The 18,061-nt window shown below is 38.6% G+C and carries 13 protein-coding genes; 9 read left to right on the top strand and 4 right to left on the bottom strand.

Translation table 11 applies throughout. The features are described 5' to 3' along the window. Positions 1-72: 72 nt before the first annotated feature. Together adeS and adeR are read right to left on the bottom strand one after the other, a co-directional pair. The gene (adeS, locus tag AOLE_RS09515; protein WP_013197860.1) at positions 73-1,143 is read right to left on the bottom strand and encodes a two-component sensor histidine kinase AdeS; all 1,071 of its coding nucleotides are present in this window, start codon (positions 1,141-1,143) and stop codon (positions 73-75) included. Positions 1,144-1,175: 32 nt separating this feature from the next. Further along, entirely contained in the window at positions 1,176-1,919 is a 744-nt protein-coding gene (gene adeR, locus AOLE_RS09520; RefSeq protein WP_013197861.1) for an efflux system response regulator transcription factor AdeR, read from the bottom strand. A gap of 144 nt (positions 1,920-2,063) precedes the next feature. On the opposite strand from adeR, the gene AOLE_RS09525 reads away from it, so the two are divergent. The 5 genes from AOLE_RS09525 to AOLE_RS09545 all read left to right on the top strand — a co-directional run bounded on the left by AOLE_RS09525 (position 2,064) and on the right by AOLE_RS09545 (position 10,589). Next, positions 2,064-3,254 carry an efflux RND transporter periplasmic adaptor subunit gene (locus AOLE_RS09525; protein ID WP_013197862.1) on the top strand — a complete coding sequence of 397 codons (1,191 nt, stop codon included), beginning with the start codon at positions 2,064-2,066 and terminating at the stop codon, positions 3,252-3,254. Next, entirely contained in the window at positions 3,251-6,361 is a 3,111-nt protein-coding gene (gene adeB / locus AOLE_RS09530; protein ID WP_013197863.1) for a multidrug efflux RND transporter permease subunit AdeB, read from the top strand. The genes AOLE_RS09525 and adeB overlap by 4 nt, the downstream gene beginning before the upstream one ends. A gap of 78 nt (positions 6,362-6,439) precedes the next feature. Further along, complete coding sequence (adeC, locus tag AOLE_RS09535) at positions 6,440-7,840, top strand: multidrug efflux RND transporter AdeABC outer membrane channel subunit AdeC (RefSeq protein WP_013197864.1); 1,401 nt, start codon at positions 6,440-6,442, stop codon at positions 7,838-7,840. Positions 7,841-8,537: 697 nt separating this feature from the next. Next, the gene (locus tag AOLE_RS09540) at positions 8,538-9,080 is read left to right on the top strand and encodes a TetR/AcrR family transcriptional regulator (protein WP_013197866.1); all 543 of its coding nucleotides are present in this window, start codon (positions 8,538-8,540) and stop codon (positions 9,078-9,080) included. A gap of 204 nt (positions 9,081-9,284) precedes the next feature. Then, a complete protein-coding gene (locus AOLE_RS09545) occupies positions 9,285-10,589 on the top strand; it encodes an MFS transporter (protein WP_013197867.1) in 1,305 nt (434 codons plus the stop codon). Positions 10,590-10,695: 106 nt separating this feature from the next. On the opposite strand, the gene AOLE_RS09550 is transcribed toward AOLE_RS09545, so the two are convergent. Further along, a complete protein-coding gene (locus AOLE_RS09550; protein WP_023274235.1) occupies positions 10,696-11,610 on the bottom strand; it encodes an alpha/beta hydrolase in 915 nt (304 codons plus the stop codon). 73 nt (positions 11,611-11,683) lie between these two features. After that, positions 11,684-13,216, bottom strand: a complete 1,533-nt coding sequence (locus AOLE_RS09555) for a flavin-containing monooxygenase (RefSeq protein ID WP_013197869.1) — start codon at positions 13,214-13,216, stop codon at positions 11,684-11,686. Between the two features lie 430 nt (positions 13,217-13,646). On the opposite strand from AOLE_RS09555, the gene AOLE_RS09560 reads away from it, so the two are divergent. The 4 genes from AOLE_RS09560 to AOLE_RS09575 all read left to right on the top strand — a co-directional run bounded on the left by AOLE_RS09560 (position 13,647) and on the right by AOLE_RS09575 (position 18,040). After that, entirely contained in the window at positions 13,647-14,252 is a 606-nt protein-coding gene (locus AOLE_RS09560; RefSeq protein ID WP_005040635.1) for a TetR/AcrR family transcriptional regulator, read from the top strand. Between the two features lie 381 nt (positions 14,253-14,633). Further along, on the top strand, positions 14,634-16,007 hold the full coding sequence (locus AOLE_RS09565) for an NAD(P)/FAD-dependent oxidoreductase (protein WP_005305377.1): 1,374 nt from the start codon (positions 14,634-14,636) through the stop codon (positions 16,005-16,007). Beyond that, positions 15,994-16,683, top strand: coding sequence for a hypothetical protein (locus AOLE_RS09570; protein ID WP_013197870.1), 690 nt, complete (start codon positions 15,994-15,996; stop codon positions 16,681-16,683). The genes AOLE_RS09565 and AOLE_RS09570 overlap by 14 nt, the downstream gene beginning before the upstream one ends. 97 nt (positions 16,684-16,780) lie before the next feature. Beyond that, positions 16,781-18,040, top strand: a complete 1,260-nt coding sequence (locus AOLE_RS09575; protein WP_013197871.1) for an outer membrane protein transport protein — start codon at positions 16,781-16,783, stop codon at positions 18,038-18,040. Positions 18,041-18,061 lie beyond the last annotated feature (21 nt).

An 18,061-nucleotide genomic window follows, 5' to 3' on the forward strand; every position in this document is an offset into this window, starting at 1 on the left:
GTTTTAGCATAAAAAATTTGGATAAGTTAAGCGGGTAAAAATTAAAATAAGCCTTGGAAGTCTTTCAGCGTTTTAATGATCCATAGGAATTTTTATGGTGAAAATACTTCTTGAGCCTTGATTGCTATATTGAATAGAACCTTTTAGTGCCACAATAATTGCATGTACAACAGCTAATCCTAAGCCTGTACCACCAAACTCTTTATTTCTTGACTCTTCTAATCTAAAAAAGGGCTTAAATAGGTCATCTTGGAACTCGGTTGCAATGCCGGGGCCTTCATCTTCAATTTTTAATATCCAGTTGTCTGAAACCACTTCTGAATAGATCTTAAGTTTTCCTGCATTTGAATAACGAATAGCATTATCAATTAACGCAATTAAAACTTGCTCAATACGGCGACGGTCACACAGTACCGGAGTTGTCGTTAAATCAAGTTCTGGCATTAAGTTAGCTTGTTCTAAGCGGTCTTCAAAGGCCTTGAGAACTTTTTCAATTACAGACTTAGAGTCAAACAACTCATAATTTAATCTGAGTTGCTGGTTCTCAACTAAACTTATTGTTCGTAAGTCTTCTACTAAGTGAGATAAACCTTCAACTTGATTTAAAAGGCTTTTAAATAGAATTTCATCGGGCTTAAAAACGCCGTCGATTATGCCTTGTAGGCGGCCTTGTAAAATTGTAATTGGCGTTCTTAATTCATGCGCTATGGCAGCATTCCAGACTTGTGCATTTTGAACAGAAACTTCTAGCTTTTGAGCCATATCATTAAAATTATATAAAAGCTCGGACATTTCTGCGGAGTGAATTCTGTTGTCATAAGCTCTAGCAGAGAGATCACCTTGACTAATTTTGTTGGCTGCTTCGGCTAAGAAGTTAATCGGCACAATAAAACGTTTTGCGAGGTGCATCCCGATCACGAGTGAAATCATACAGCCACAGAAGATAACAGTAGCTAACCAGATCCAATCTACAAAATGAAAAGTGGTCCAATCTTCTTGAAGTGAGCTTAAAGTAATCCAGCCTTTTTCAATCGCATAGTTATAAATGACATAACCCAGCACAACTGAAAAAAGCGTAACGCTTAAATTAACAATACTTAATGCAATAAAGAGCTGCTTGCTAATTCCTAACTTACTTTTCATAGAATATTCCCTAGCTATATTTTTAATATTATTTAGGCGTCATTTTTTACAGCTAGTGGATTATCGAGTCTATATCCTACGCCACGCACATTAATCAACATTTGAAGTATTCCTTGTTCCTCCAATTTCTTTCTAAGCTTACTCACATGGCTATCTACAGTTCGTTCTAGAGCATCACTATCGTTCATGCAATGATTCATAAGTTCACCACGGGTAAATACCTTGTGGGGCTGGTCAATCATGAAGGAAATAATTTTATATTCCGTCAGGGTAAGATTAAGCAATATTTTCTTGTTTTGAGCATGAAGATAAACACTATGCGTATCTGTATCAATTTCAATATCTTTGTAGACCTTATTTTTGTTAAATGGCTTGTTTGTTAGCTGAGTACGTCTTAAGACTGCCTGAACTCTAGCGATGACTTCATTTGGGTTAAATGGTTTAACAACAAAGTCATCTGCACCAACTCGTAATGCCATGACCTTATCAATATCTTGATCTAGCGCTGTTAGCATAATCACGGGCGTCTGAGCTTTTTGACGTATTTTATTTAACACTTCCCAGCCGTTGAGCTCGGGTAATTTAATATCAAGTAAAATCAAATCAATGGGTTGGCTAGAGTGCAATTCAATGGCTTGCTTTCCATTCATAGCACGAATAACAACCATTCCTTCACGTTTTAAATAATTTTCAATAATGTCGCCAATGTCGTAATCATCTTCTACAACGAGGATAACTTTATCGTGACAATCAAAAGAAAAAGAACGATCAAACATAGAAATTTGGCTATATAAAATGCTTCAACTCATCATACGCTAAATTATTGGTACTTCTCCACACTTACTCCACACTTTAGTGACGATCGCTACACACTCATCAAAAATAATGTCAGCATCGAAAACTCACTTGGTTTGGACAGTATGCAAAAGCATCTTTTACTTCCTTTATTTTTATCTATTGGGCTGATATTACAGGGGTGTGGTTCACAAGAAACGGCTCAAGCTGAGCCAGCACCAGCGAAAGTAAGTGTATTAAGCATTCAATCGCAATCAGTTAATTTTAGTGAAAATCTTCCTGCACGCGTACAAGCATTCCGTACTGCTGAAATTCGACCGCAAGTCGGAGGAATTATTGAAAGAGTTTTATTTAAACAAGGTAGTGAAGTTAGAGCAGGCCAAGCTTTATATAAAATTAATTCTGAAACCTTTGAAGCAGATGTAAATAGCAATAGAGCTTCACTTAACAAAGCTGAGGCAGAGGTTGCGAGACTGAAAGTTCAATTAGATCGCTATGAGCAGCTCTTACCAAGTAATGCAATTAGTAAGCAAGAAGTGAGTAATGCTCAAGCTCAATATCGTCAGGCTCTTGCTGATGTCGCGCAAATGAAAGCATTGCTCACCAGACAAAATTTGAATCTGCAATATGCAACTGTTCGAGCGCCGATTTCTGGTCGTATTGGGCAGTCTTTTGTCACTGAAGGCGCATTGGTTGGTCAAGGCGATGCGAACACTATGGCCACAATTCAACAGATTGATAAAGTCTACGTCGATGTAAAGCAATCAATTAGTGAATACGAGCGTCTACAAGCGGCTTTAAAAACTGGTGAGTTATCTGCAAACAGTGAAAAAACGGTTCGTATTTCTAATAGCCACGGTCAGGAATATAACGTCACAGCAAAAATGTTGTTTGAAGATATTAATGTTGACCCTGAAACAGGTGATGTGACCTTCCGTATTGAAGTAAATAATACCGAGAGAAAACTACTTCCGGGTATGTATGTGCGAGTCAATATTGACCGAGCTTCTATTCCACAAGCCTTGTTAGTTCCAGCTCAAGCGATTCAGCGCAATATCAATGGTGAGCCTCAGGTCTATGTGATCAATGCAAAAGGCTCGGCTGAGATTCGTCCTATTGAAATTGGACAGCAATATGAACAGTACTATATCGCCAACAAAGGCTTGAAAGTCGGTGACAAAGTCGTTGTTGAAGGTATGGAGCGTATCCAGCCAAATCAAAAACTTGCAATGACCACGTGGAAAAAGCCTGCATCAGAAAATAGTGCTTCAAATGTAGAAACAAAACCATCTACAAATCAAGGAGCTCAACCATGATGTCTCAATTTTTTATTCGACGTCCTGTTTTTGCATGGGTGATCGCAATTTTCATTATATTGTTTGGGTTACTTAGTATTCCAAAATTGCCGATTGCTCGTTTCCCTAGTGTAGCGCCTCCTCAAGTAAACATTAGTGCGACTTATCCGGGAGCAACAGCAAAGACCATTAACGATAGTGTTGTCACTTTAATTGAGCGAGAATTATCGGGTGTAAAAAATCTACTGTATTACAGTGCGACAACGGATACTTCGGGTACAGCAGAAATTTCTGCAACCTTTAAACCGGGTACAGATGTCGAAATGGCTCAGGTCGATGTCCAGAATAAAATCAAGGCTGTTGAAGCACGCTTACCACAGATTGTGCGGCAGCAAGGTTTACAGGTTGAAGCATCATCTTCGGGTTTCTTGATGCTGGTGGGTATTAACTCTCCTAATGGCCAATATTCAGAAGTAGATTTAAGTGATTATCTGGTTCGAAATGTCGTAGAAGAACTAAAGCGTGTTGAAGGCGTTGGTAAAGTCCAATCTTTTGGTGCAGAGAAAGCCCTACGCATTTGGGTCGATCCAAATAAATTGGTTTCTTATGGTTTATCAATTAGCGATGTAAACAATGCAATTCGTGAAAATAATGTTGAAATTGCACCGGGGCGCCTAGGCGATTTACCTGCAAATAAAGGTCAACTGATTACGATTCCATTGTCAGCGCAAGGTCAGCTATCAAGCGTAGAGCAATTTAGGAATATCAGCTTAAAAAGCAAAACCAACGGAAGTGTAATTCGTCTGTCAGATGTCGCAAATGTTGAAATCGGATCACAAGCCTACAACTTTGCTATTTTAGAAAATGGTAAACCGGCTACCGCTGCCGCAATCCAGTTAAGCCCGGGTGCTAACGCCGTAAAAACAGCAGAAGGTGTTAGAGCAAAAATTGAAGAATTAAAGTTGAACTTACCAGAGGGCATGCAGTTTAGTATTCCTTACGACACCGCGCCGTTTGTTAAAATTTCAATTGAAAAGGTAATTCATACATTACTTGAAGCGATGGTTCTGGTTTTCATTGTGATGTATTTGTTCTTACACAATGTACGCTATACGCTCATTCCAGCCATTGTTGCACCTATTGCTTTGCTCGGTACTTTTACCGTGATGCTGCTTGCCGGCTTTTCGATTAACGTACTCACCATGTTCGGTATGGTGCTCGCCATCGGTATTATTGTCGACGATGCGATTGTCGTCGTTGAAAACGTCGAAAGGATTATGGCGACTGAAGGATTAAATCCTAAAGAAGCAACATCTAAGGCAATGAAAGAGATTACCAGTCCTATTATTGGTATTACCTTAGTCTTGTCTGCTGTGTTTTTACCAATGGCTTTTGCGAGTGGTTCGGTCGGGATCATTTATAAGCAATTTACGCTGACCATGTCCGTGTCTATTTTATTCTCGGCTTTATTGGCACTCATTTTAACACCTGCACTTTGTGCAACCATTTTAAAACCAATTGATGGTCATCATCAGAAGAAAGGCTTCTTTGCATGGTTTGACCGTAGCTTTGACAAAGTGACGAAAAAGTATGAGTTGATGCTACTTAAAATCATCAAACATACGGTTCCAGTGATGATGATCTTTGTGGTGATTACAGGCATTACTTTTGCAGGAATGAAGTATTGGCCAACAGCATTTATGCCAGAGGAAGATCAAGGCTGGTTTATGACTTCTTTCCAATTACCATCAGATGCAACGGCAGAACGTACTCGAAATGTAGTGAATGAATTTGAAAATTCGCTGAAAGACAAACCCGATGTCAAAAGTAATACGACGATTATGGGATGGGGTTTTAGTGGTGCAGGACAAAACGTAGGTGTTGCTTTCACGACTTTAAAAGATTTCAAAGAACGTACTTCTTCGGCAACTGAAATGACAAATGCAGTCAATGCATCAATGGCGAACAGTTCGGAAGGGGAAACAATGGCGGTACTTCCACCTGCTATTGATGAACTGGGTACATTCTCAGGCTTTAGTTTACGTTTACAAGATCGTGCAAACTTAGGTATGCCTGCATTATTGGCTGCCCAAGACCAACTTATGCAGATGGCTGCCAAGAATAAAAAGTTCTATATGGTTTGGAATGAGGGTTTACCACAAGGCGACAATATTTCTTTAAAAATTGACCGTGAAAAGCTTAATACCCTGGGTGTTAAATTCTCAGACGTTTCAGACATCATTTCAACCTCAATGGGGTCAATGTATATCAATGATTTCCCTAATCAGGGTCGTATGCAACAAGTGATTGTACAAGTTGAAGCTAAATCACGTATGCAACTCAAAGATATCTTGAACTTAAAAGTGATGGGTTCGAGTGGTCAATTGGTTTCTTTGTCTGAAGTGGTAACACCTCAATGGAACAAAGCACCGCAACAATATAATCGTTATAACGGACGACCATCTTTAAGTATTGCCGGCATTCCTAACTTCGATACATCTTCGGGTGAGGCGATGCGTGAAATGGAACAGTTGATTGCTAAGTTGCCTAAAGGCATTGGTTTTGAATGGACAGGCATTTCTCTACAAGAAAAGCAGTCTGAATCTCAAATGGCCTTTTTACTTGGTTTATCAATGTTAGTGGTGTTTCTAGTGTTGGCTGCACTCTATGAAAGCTGGGCGATTCCACTTTCTGTGATGTTGGTTGTGCCACTTGGTATTTTCGGTGCAATCATTGCCATTATGTCGAGAGGTCTAATGAATGACGTCTTCTTCAAAATTGGACTCATTACGATTATTGGTCTATCCGCAAAGAACGCCATCTTGATTGTTGAGTTTGCGAAGATGCTAAAAGAAGAAGGCATGAGTTTGATTGAAGCCACAGTTGCAGCAGCCAAACTTCGTTTACGACCAATCTTGATGACTTCTCTTGCTTTTACATGCGGTGTAATTCCTCTAGTCATTGCAACAGGTGCAAGTTCTGAGACTCAACATGCTTTAGGTACTGGTGTATTTGGGGGCATGATCTCGGCAACGATTCTGGCTATTTTCTTTGTTCCCGTGTTCTTCATCTTCATTTTGGGCGCCGTAGAAAAGCTATTTTCATCTAAGAAAAAAATCTCATCTTAAGTTAAATGCGTCAGGGGAAATACTCCATTTCCTCTGATGCGTCCTATGCTCAACTCATTTTATTATTTGGAGAATACTATGTCGAAAGTGGCAATCGTATCTCGTGGACTCGTTGTTTCTGCACTTTCTGTTGCACTCGTCGCATGTGTAAATATGCAAGCACCACAGCCGACAGCGATTTCTCATATTCCTCAAAATTTTGCTCAGAATTCCTCAGGAACCACCATTGCGGAGAAAAGTTATAAAGAGTTTATTTCTGATCCTAAATTATTACAGGTCATTGAAATAGGGCTAAACAATAATCGGGATTTACGGACTGCTACGCTTAATATTGAGCGTGTACAGCAACAATATCAAATCACAAAAAATAGCCAGCTCCCGACTATTGGGATAACTGGAAATGCAGTGCGGCAGGTTAGCCCATCTATTAACCCCAATAACCCAGTTTCTACATTTCAAGTGGGCTTAGGAATGACTGCCTATGAGCTAGACTTTTGGGGTCGTGTTCAAAATTTAAAGGATGCAGCATTAAATAACTATCTTGCAACTCAAAGCGCGAAAGAAGCTGTACAAATTGGTCTAATCAGTAACATCACGCAGGTCTGGTTAAATTATGCTTTTGCACAAGCCAATTTAAATCTTGCTGAGCAGACTTTAAAAGCGCAAGTCGATGCTTATAACCTAAACAAGAAGCGCTTTGATGTTGGTATTGACAGTGAAGTGCCACTAAAACAAGCACAAATTTCTGTAGAGACTGCTAGAAATGATGTCGCAACTTATAAGACTCAAATTCTACAGGCAAAAAATCTACTAGATTTGTTAGCAGGTTCTCCTATTCCTGAAAACTTACTTCCAAGCGATTCAATTAAAAATATTACCCTTGAGAAGAATTTTGCAGCGGGTTTACCAAGTGATTTGTTAAATCATCGTCCAGATATTAAAGCGGCTGAATATGGGTTGCGAGCGGCAGGTGCAAACATTGGTGCTGCGAAGGCTCGAATGTTCCCAACCATAAGCCTTACTGGTTCTACGGGTTATGCATCTACTGAACTTAAAGATTTATTTAAGTCGGGTAATTTTGCATGGTCAGTTGGTCCAAGCATTGATCTACCAATTTTTGATTGGGGAACAAGAAAGGCGGGTATTAAAATTGCTGAAATAGACCAAAAAGTTGCTTTATCAGAATATGAAAAGTCTATTCAAACAGCCTTTAAAGAAGTGAATGATGCGCTTGCTACCCATGCACATATTGAAGAACGCTTAGATGCTCAGCGCCGTTTAGTTTCTGCCACATCCGCAACATATAAACTCTCAATGGCACGTTATAAAGCTGGAGTTGATAGTTATTTTACGGTTTTAGATGCACAACGTTCTGCGTACGCAGCACAGCAAGGCTTACTGGCACTTGAACAGGTCAAATTAAATAACCAAATTGAAATTTATAAAGTTTTAGGAGGGGGATTATCTAAAGAATCATAATAATTGTAATTCATATTTCTAGTTGAAGCTTGTTCCAATCTCTTAAATCAGCGCAAATGAAAAAAGAGTATCTTCAACTAGAAAACTTAAAAAACAAAATGATTATTCAATTTTACTTAAGACTTTCCTTAATTATGTAATTAAATGAAAAACAATAATTAATTAAATAATTTATAGCCAATTTCACATTGACACCTTAATTTTTGAAGATTACCATTTGCCTGCTGGCCACATTGCCAGTCGGTTTTAGCAGACCGCATAATAACTCCCGCATCAGAGCCATTCCTTCTGAGGAACAGCCTTGTGTGGTGAACTACTCGTTCCCTCCCGTAGCGGTAGGACGGGAGAGGGACACCTACGGGTGTGCTAGTTTGAGTTATTACTAGTCTGCTAACCCTCTTCCGTTCTGCCACCATAATTTAAAATGTCTGGCAGAACTCCCTATAGAAGGAGTTGGCTTTGCACATTCATTATTTCTTGGCAGTCCTTGCCAAAAGCTATAACGACACAACTTAAAAATTTAAAGCAGCTTGGTCACCCAAAGGTTTTCAGGCTTTAGGTAATTACGACTCAAAAAACTTGCATCAACAATAAAACTTGAGATGTGCCAAGCACAGTCTTACGGCTTTGCTATGCCTTTTTTTCTCCCAGAAAAGTATTTCTTTTAGAAACAACAAAAATTTATAACGGTAAAACTATGTCAAATTTAGAAATCTCTTCCAAAAAATTACAGGTTATTCGTACGGCGATACGCTTATTTACCAGCCATGGTTTTCACACAGCAGGAATAGACCTGATTGTGAAAGAATCTGAAATAACCAAAACCACTTTTTATAATTACTTTGCCTCAAAAGAGCGCCTGATTGAAATGTGTATCGCCTTTCAAAAGAGACTCCTTAAAGAAGAAGTACTGTCAATTATTTACTCAAACCGTTACTACACTTCAAGCGATAAACTCAAAGAAATTGTGCGCTTACATGTCTGTTCTAATAGTCTGTATCACTTATTAATCAAAGCCATATTTGAAATTAAACTCGTTTATTCGCAAGGTTACCGCATGGCAGTTGAATATCGAAAATGGCTACTTCATGAGATTTTTGATCTGATTTTTAGTCTAGAAACTTGTGCAATAAAACCCGATGCCCAAATGGTGTTAAACCTAATCGATGGCTTAATGATGCAATTTCTAAGTTCCAATAGTTTGGAAGAGAGAGATGTCATCCTAGAGCAGTTTTTTTAAAACAAGCATTTGAATATAAAAGAATAATTTAAAAATATGGTGTGATGAGTAAATCATGAGCGCTGTGCGATCAGCCGAAAAAGTTAATGTTTTGACTTTTGGGGGAGAATATTGTTATTTTGTTTTACGTTATTCATAAATTAATTACGAATAACGTAATTAAAATGAAAATAATTGAAAGCGCAACATGGAGAAAGGATGACCATGAAAGAAGTTGCATTAAGTGATCTGATCAATCAGCAGAAAGTTGGACGTTATCAGAAATTTATTTTGTTCACTTGTTTATTGCTGATGATTATGGATGGGTATGACATTCAGTCCATGGCTTACGCCGCCCCAATGATTATTGAAGAATGGGGCGTTCATAAAACCATGCTAGGCGTTGTGTTTAGCGCCAGCTTATTTGGTTTGTTTGTTGGATCATTTTTATTAAGTTCACTTTCGGATCGTTTTGGCCGCCGTCCCATATTACTGATCTCAACCTTTATGTTCTCCATATTGATGCTGGTAACACCACATGTCGGCAACATTGAGCAATTGACTGCAATCCGCTTTGTTACAGGAATTTTTTTAGGAGGTATCATGCCAAATGTCATGGCTTATAGCTCCGAAATTGTTCCATATCAATCTCGTATTTTCACCATGATGGTCATTTCTTGCGGTTATACGGTTGGGGCAATGTTGGGAGGAGGCATATCAGCCTTGTTAGTTCCTTGGGGAGGATGGCAGGCGATTTTCTATTTTGGCGGTATTGTTCCTTTAATTATTTTCTTTATCACGTTCTTTAAGTTACCAGAGTCTTTATATTTTTTAAGTGAAAATAGTAAAAATACGCCCAAGATTTTGTTTTGGTTAAAGAAGTTTTATCCTGCATTAACATTTAATTCAGAGATGAAAATCATTAATACTACTGAAGTTCAGGTTAAGAAGTCACCGCTTGAGTTATTTAAAAATAAGCGTGCGTTTTTTACCTATTCCATCTGGATCATCAGTATTTTAAATATGATCAGTCTCTATTTTCTGGCGAACTGGCTACCGACTTTGTCTAAAGAGTCAGGGCTGTCATTAAATCAGGCATTGATGATCGGCTCAACTCTACAATTAGGCGGTACGATCGGTAGTATTGTGATGGGTCTTAAAATCGATAAGACTGGATTTTATAAAGTATTAATTCCTGTTTTTTTAGTTGCAGTAATTAGTGTTGCTTTAATTGGCTATGCTGTTAGCCATATTGTTTTATTATTTATCATCATTTTCATTGCTGGCTTTGCGATTGTTGGTGGGCAACCTGCTATTAATGCGCTGTCTGCGAGTTATTACCCAGTTTCACTTCGTACCACTGGTGTAGGCTGGAGTATTGGGATTGCCCGTTTGGGTTCGGTCATTGGGCCGTTATTTGGTGGTTATCTTTCTCAATTTCTGGTCATTACCCATTTATTTGTGATTGCTGCAATACCTTCGTTGTTCGTTATTATCATGCTGGTGATTCAGGCCAAGTACCGATCATAAGGTTAACTATATACATAAAAGTTATGGAGATAATGGCTTCAAATAAGCTGATTAGATAGATTCCTAATCAGCTTATTTTCATATGTTTATTGATGACTATAAAATTTTATTTCGCCTTTGGATGGCTTAAAACTTTTGCTAAAAAGTTGATTTGTTCATCTAATAGTTTTGTTTGCCATGTTCCGCTGTAAAAATCAAAATGATCGATTGGGTATTCCGCTAATTCAACTTTACCACTTGCTAAATTAGCGGACTTGCGTGCAGCTTCAGGTGGAGCAACTTGATCATTTGAACCAACTTGTACCAGTAAAGGACACTTTATTTGACGAGCGAAATTAATTGGTCGATTTCTTGCAACTTCTAAAGCTGTACGGGCACATACTTCGTTACGCCACGTTGGTCCAGCCATCGATTTATAAGAAGTTTCTGCCCCTGGTGTACTAATCATGGCTGCCGTGCCAGGTTGCCCAACAATTGGAATAACATGTGCTTCTTGGCCTAACAGTGAGCGGGCTAAGTCTTTTAAACCGTGAGCCACGGCAACTGTTAACTGCTTAAGCCCGCCGTAACGTAAGATCTGGGTAAGGGCGGCTAAACCATCTGTAGCTGGATTCATTGATATTACAGCTGAGATTTTTGGGTCTTGAGCTGCAACGACCATTACGTGTCCACCAGAATAAGACGTGCCCCAAAGTGCGATACGGTTTCGATCTACATTGGGTAAGCTTCGCACAGCTGCGATTGCTGCATGATAGTCTTCACGTTGATTTTTATAGGACACATTCTGTCTTGGAAAACCATCAGATTCTCCAAAACTACGATAATCGAATATAAATGTATCAAAGCCTGCTTTGCTAAATGGCTCTGCAAAATGTAATAACCCTGTATCTTTTGTACCTCCGAAGCCATTTCCCATAATAATGCAGGGGCGCCCTCGAGAGCTTTTGTACTTATCGGATGTGGTCGGGATATACCAAGCCGAACATGTAATTCCTTTACTGGTAAATTTAATATTTTCCATAATGTTTACCTAATATATTTAGTCTCTTATTTAGGTTTTACTTAAATAAGAGACCTTAATTTTGAGGGTAGTATTAAGCTTTGATCTTCAATTCATCTGAATTTGACTCTGGAACAACTGCCAATTTTTTCTTAGGTAAAAGAGCAGTGAAATGTAATGCTTTATCGACAACAGGACCTTTGTTGAGCCTTTCTAAATCAAACTCATAATCATGTTGAAATTCCCATGGTCCTTCTGTTCCTGCCTTAGGGAACTGAGCTAAACCACGTTGAACATATCCCGGACTCAAATCAACAAACGGAACTCGCTTCATGTCTTGATTAGCAATCACTGGCGTAAATGTTCCGTATTTATTCTCATCCATGTAGTCAAGTAGACGGCAGAAGTATCGCCATACTAGATCTACTTTTAAGGTCCATGCGATGTTGGTATAACCAAATGCAAAGGCAAAATTTGGAATATCAGATAGCATCATAGACTTATAAATGGTGGTATCTGGATAATCGATTTTCTTACCATCGACAGTCAGTTGAATCTTGCTGAATGCCAGCATGTTTAAACCCGTTGCAGTAATAATAATATCTGCTTCAAGTGTTTTACCTGACTTCAGTAAGATTCCATCTTTAGTAAAGCGGTCAATATGATCTGTCACAACAGAAGCTTTGCCCGAAGAAATTGCTTTAAACATATCTCCATCTGGTACAACACATAAGCGTTCATCCCATGGATTGTATTTTGGAGAGAAATGAGTTGCGACATCAAAACCTTTAGGCAGTCTGCGTTTTACATCTGCAATCAGTAGGCGGCGCATCACATCTGGAAAACGGCGACTTAATTTATACATTCCTCGGCTGAGTGCAATATTTTTCTTGCGAATAATTTCATATGCACGTTGAGGCGAGAGAACTTTATTTAAAGCCAGTGCAATAGGGTCGACACTTGGCATCGCAATCACATAACTAGGTGATCTTTGAAGCATGGTGATATGTTCAACATCTTTAGCCATAGCTGGGATTAAGGTTACCGCTGTAGCTCCACTGCCAATTACGACAACTTTTTTGCCTGAATAGTTGAGATTTTCTGGCCAGTGTTGAGGATGAACGATTTGACCTTTGAAGTCTTCGCTTCCCTGAAACTCAGGCGAATAACCATTATTATAATCGTAGTAACCTGTGCCCATAAGCAGGAAGCGCGAACGTAAGGTGACTAAATTTTTTTGGTCTTTTTGTTTGACTTTAACAGTCCAAATGCCTTCACTTGATGAAAATTCTGCACTCGTTACATAGCTGTTAAATTGAATATGTTGGTCAATACCATTTTCAGTAAGGGTTTCCTGCAAATAATCACAGATCATTTGCGCGCTACCGAAAGTCCTTTTTTCGGTCCAAGGCTTAAAACCAAATGCAAAAGACTGCATATCTGAATCGGAGCGGATGCCAGGGTAGCGGAATAAGCTCCAAGTGCCACCGATTTTTTCTCGGCCTTCTAGAATTAAAAAGCTTGAATTAGGACGATATTTCTTTAAATGGTACGCTGCGCTAATACCAGCAATCCCTGCGCCAATGATTAAAACATCAGTAGTAGTAACTTGTTCTGATGTATTCATATCTTATTCCTCTCTACAAATTTCAGTAAATTGAGCATCAGTTAGATTTTCTAAGATGATGAATTTATTAATCTTCATTTTCCCTGATCCATGGAACTGATGAACAAACGCCTTACTTAAGCTCAGTATGTTTTCATTTAAGAAGTCCCCGTCATAAAAAGGGGCTGTTCAATATTATTAATTTAATAATTACACAATGTCAATGACACAGTGTAATTATGCTTATTTTGTTATTGAGAATTTCTAAATAATTATTTAAATATTTGAAAAGTTTGATTTTAAAAATATATAATTCTGATTGTGTTATTAAGTATAAAAATCTTCTTATTTATTTTTTTTCCAAGAATTTGTTCCACAATAGTGCATTAATGCTTGTCGAATAATTTATTAATACCTACAATGACATCGTGTCAATGAGAAATTGGATAGTATGACAACTACAAGACGTAGACCCAAACACGACCCTAAAGTTTCTGAAAATGAAATATTAAATGCTGCTGAACAGTTTTTAAGTGAACATCCTTTTCGTGAACTCAATGTAGATGAGGTCATGCGCCGAACGGGCTTAAAACGTCCAGCATTTTATGTACATTTCCGAGATAAGCATGACTTGGCCTTACGCCTTGTTGAAAATATTGGGAAAGAATTATTTACTATTGCAGATAGGTGGCTGCAAGGTGATAGTCCTCAAGAAGATTTGCGCCGTACTTTAGTTGGTTTGGTAGAAGTTTACATGCAGCATGGGCGTGTACTACGAGCTTTCGGAGAAGCAGCAGGAGGCGATGAACGTGTGGACAATGCATATCGGAGTTTAGTGCAAGACTTTATTAACGCTGCTGCTCAACATATTAAAGAAGAACAAGAAGCTGGTAGAATTAAGAAAAATTTAGATGTAGAAGAAACAGCAAAAGCACTTATCTGGCTTGAAGAAAGATATCTTTCTGAAGTTTTCGGACGTCCATCAGAAGTTGATCCAAAGGTAGCGATAAGGGTACTTCAAAACATTTGGTTATCGACACTTTATGGTGCTAATTAAAAAAATATTAACTATAAATTTATGAATGTTCAAAAGGAATTGTTCATTCATTTCTATAATTAAAAAATATATGTGTTTAATATTTAATAAAATTTTTTTCAATTATTTTTTCAATCTCATTTTCCTTTTTTCTAAACATTCTTATCAGAAGCTAAATTTTTATGTTTAATTACACAGTGTCATTGACACTGTGTAATTGTTGGAGCAATATATATTCAGCTCTACGATTTCGTACGCATTGCGATAAAGCACTCAACATTTTTTCAGGGAAGAAATTATGTCTTGAGTTTGCGATAAGCCTTTTTTTTGAAAAAAAATGAATAGGCGAAAGTATGGGTACGTGGACTGAGCAATATCAAATATCAAAGGAAGGAGCATTAGATGAATAATATTCCACATGCAAATAAGTCATTCTGGTTAGCCCACTCAGGCGAATACATTCCTTCACCACCTCTTAAAGGTAGCATCGATGTAGATGTGGTGATTATTGGAGGAGGGTTTACTGGATTATCTACCGCCTATCACATAAAAAAAGCCGATTCTGCTGCATCAGTGGCTGTTCTTGAAGGCGAATGTGTGGCATTTGGTGCCTCAGGCCGTACATCTGGTTGGGTTGTGCCAGTTCCAGTACTTGACCCCACCACTGCAAAAGTACTTTATGGAAAAGAAAGATTAACTGAGCTTCAAAATTTCGCATGGAATGGTCTGGACTATGTGCAGGACCTCATCAAACGCGAAAATATGGATAGCGATTTTGAAATGCCCGGTGTGACATTTACGACACTTCGCGGCCATGAAAAAAGATTAGAGCAATTTACTCAATACTGGCACGATCAACCTCGCTCAAAAGACAGTGTGTATATGGATCGAGCTACAGTCAGCCAAGCGCTAAATAGTGATGCATTTTCTGGTGGTTGCCGAATGCCACATTCTGGACAAGTCAACCCTGTAAAGCATTCTCGAGAACTCAAGCGAATAGCTGAAGCTGCGGGCGCACAAATTTTTGAGCAAACACCAGTACTGGATATAGAAGATAAGGAAAAGTTCTTTATTCTCAAAACTCCAGAAGGTGAGGTTAGAGCCAAACATATTGTATTGGGAACAAATGGTTTTACCCATTTACTACAACCAGAATTGGGGCTTAAACGCGCACAACTTCCAATGTTTGTGTATCAGTTAATTACTGAACCTTTAACTGATGAAGATTGGAAAGCGCTTGGTTGGAAACATCGTGGTCAGTTTTATGACAAAACAACTTATTGTCCTCCAACCTGTAGAACGACTGTAGATGGAAGATTGCAATTTAACCTATGTGATATCTACGTGGGTGAAGGGCGCTCTATGGACGAAGCTCAGAAAGTGCAGTTTTATGATGCCGCTGAGCGAATGTATAAAAAGGTATTTCCTGCATTTCAGAAATTAAAAATTGCTCAACGTTGGAGTGGCGCTTGTTCTATTCCTTTTGACGTAAGGTCTCAAGTGGGCACACTTCATAATGGTCGTATTTCTTATGCCTATGGATACAGTGGTGCGGGCGTAATGATGTCACAAAATTATGGCCGAATTTTAGCTGATCTTGCATTGCAACGTAAAACGGAGCTTACCGAGCATTGGTTTGTTGCCAATGGAGAAAAAGGACACGCTAAATTTAAACGTTTCCCATTAATTCCGGGTCTTATCGCTGCGCTACGTACTTATTTCGAATACGAACGAGTATCAGCACTTTCTAGGAGAAGACGCCTTGGACTCGATTAAACAATATGATGATGGACACGTATTTACAGCGTGGGTTGCACTAATCGGTACGGTAATGGCTGCAACTTGCTTACTTTGTTTTCTTGCAGTTACAGGTTTTGATTTGCATCAAATATTTAAACCTGAATTTGCATTAACTTTGTCGGCAAAAGACCAAGCACTTTTCAGAACTTCAATGATTTCTGATTGTTTTGGTTTTTATCTTCCGTTTCTGGCTGTGGGCGTATATCTGTGGAGAAAGTTGCGCTCTTCGGGAGGGTTGTTGTCCGATATCGCTATTTTATTCCTTGTCATTTCAACCATGTTAGGTATAGCAGGGGCTGTTTTACAGGCCTCTGTATTAGGACCACTTGCTGAAACATATATGTCTGGAAATGAAATGGCTAAACAGGCAGCGGGCACTGTTTGGGCTACCATTTCGCAAGGCTCTCAAAATGGCTTATGGCCAATGGAAGGACCGACAATCGGTTTCTGGGCAATAGTTAACGGACTACTTCTGAGAAAAAACAAATCTGCTTTAGGTTTCCCATTGGTTTTGGTTGGGTTGGGATATGTTGGATTTGCTACACTTCTTTTCTCAGGCTTTCCTAAAGTAGCCTTACTTCTTGAACTGTTTTTATTACCAGTGCAGGTCGTATGGCTAAGTCTTTTCGGTTTGGGTTTATTACGAAAATAGATTTAAAGAATTTTAGAGCCATGTTGTGAAATATGGCTCTAAACATAAAAAACTATCCTAAGGATTTTGGGAAATAACAACGAAAAAGGATATAGGTATGAATGGAATGCCAACTAATAGGACAAATCCGATTTTAATAGGAATGCTTGGCGTATTTGTGAGTAACATTAGTCACGCTTCAGCCTTGGAACAATCAGGCCAATCTATCTTGCCATTTCTAGAAAACGGTAATTATGCAGAAGCGAATTTATTTGCAGTCGATTCATCTGTTTCTGGCATAGTCAACGATAGAGCCGATCTTGTACGAGATCATCAAAGTCGTGATACAGGCGATATTGCAGAAAGTACGCAGTTCTATACAGCTGCTCTAAAGTTACAACTTACAGATCGTTTAAGTTTTGGTGTGTTATACGATCAGCCTTTTAGTGCTGACATTAAATATCCGGCACGTTCTAATAATAGTTATTTTGATAATGACGTTAGCCATCAAGGTACATTCGTAAAAGCCGATACTCAAAATTTAAGTATGATTGTGGGTTATTCACCAGTTGAGCATTTTCAGATTTACGGTGGACCAGTTTATCAAACCGTAAAAGCAAACCTAGGTCTTCGGGGCAATGCCTATACTCAGGCTTTTAATGGCTATAATGCTAAGTTTAAACAAGAAGGCGAAGTCGGTTGGTTGTTAGGAGGAAGTTATCAATTACCTGATCTTGCCTTAAAAGCAGCGGTAACCTATCGGTCCAAAATCAAATATAAATTTCAAGTAGATGAAGATATTTATGGTGAACCACTAAAACTCGTTGAAAATGAGAAAACCCAATTAGAGACTCCAGCATCATTAAATATTGATTTTCAAACAGGTATTTCTGAACAATCACTTGTTTATATGAATTTAAGATGGGTGAATTGGAAAGAGTTTGAAACACGCCCTCCGCAATATGGCGCTCTATCTGAAATTATTATGAAAGAGGCAACTGGTGGAGCTTATACCCAAGGCTTTAAGCTCGATTCTTATCAGAACGATCAATATAGTGCGACTGTCGGTCTCGCACATCAATTTACAGAAAAATGGGGTGCTTCAACAGATGTAAGTTGGGATTCTGGTACGGGTGATCCTGCATCAACAATGGGACCAATCAAAGGTTCATGGTCGCTTGGTTTAGGTGTCCAATTTAACCCTGCTAAAAACTACTTTATAGCTGGTGGTATAAAATATTATTGGTTAGGTGATACAAAAACCGAAGATGGAACTTATTACTTGCCAATAGAAGGAATTAAACCATTCGCAGAACAGGCAGATTTTAAAGACAATCATGCAATCGCCTATGGTCTAAAATTTGGATATCGGTTTTAATTTTTAAATGGAGCGGTTGAT

Origin of the sequence: Acinetobacter oleivorans DR1, from assembly GCF_000196795.1 — a bacterium.
Taxonomy (GTDB): Bacteria; Pseudomonadota; Gammaproteobacteria; order Pseudomonadales; family Moraxellaceae; genus Acinetobacter; species Acinetobacter oleivorans.

Coding starts and splice junctions, on each gene's coding strand:
- adeC (WP_013197864.1), top strand. CDS start 6,440: ATGTCGAAAGTGGCAATCGTATCTCGTGGACTCGTTGTTTCTGCACTT.
- adeR (WP_013197861.1), bottom strand. CDS start 1,919: ATGTTTGATCGTTCTTTTTCTTTTGATTGTCACGATAAAGTTATCCTC.
- AOLE_RS09525 (WP_013197862.1), top strand. CDS start 2,064: ATGCAAAAGCATCTTTTACTTCCTTTATTTTTATCTATTGGGCTGATA.
- AOLE_RS09545 (WP_013197867.1), top strand. CDS start 9,285: ATGAAAGAAGTTGCATTAAGTGATCTGATCAATCAGCAGAAAGTTGGA.
- AOLE_RS09560 (WP_005040635.1), top strand. CDS start 13,647: ATGACAACTACAAGACGTAGACCCAAACACGACCCTAAAGTTTCTGAA.
- adeS (WP_013197860.1), bottom strand. CDS start 1,143: ATGAAAAGTAAGTTAGGAATTAGCAAGCAGCTCTTTATTGCATTAAGT.
- AOLE_RS09565 (WP_005305377.1), top strand. CDS start 14,634: ATGAATAATATTCCACATGCAAATAAGTCATTCTGGTTAGCCCACTCA.
- AOLE_RS09555 (WP_013197869.1), bottom strand. CDS start 13,216: ATGAATACATCAGAACAAGTTACTACTACTGATGTTTTAATCATTGGC.
- AOLE_RS09575 (WP_013197871.1), top strand. CDS start 16,781: ATGAATGGAATGCCAACTAATAGGACAAATCCGATTTTAATAGGAATG.
- AOLE_RS09540 (WP_013197866.1), top strand. CDS start 8,538: ATGTCAAATTTAGAAATCTCTTCCAAAAAATTACAGGTTATTCGTACG.
- AOLE_RS09550 (WP_023274235.1), bottom strand. CDS start 11,610: ATGGAAAATATTAAATTTACCAGTAAAGGAATTACATGTTCGGCTTGG.
- adeB (WP_013197863.1), top strand. CDS start 3,251: ATGATGTCTCAATTTTTTATTCGACGTCCTGTTTTTGCATGGGTGATC.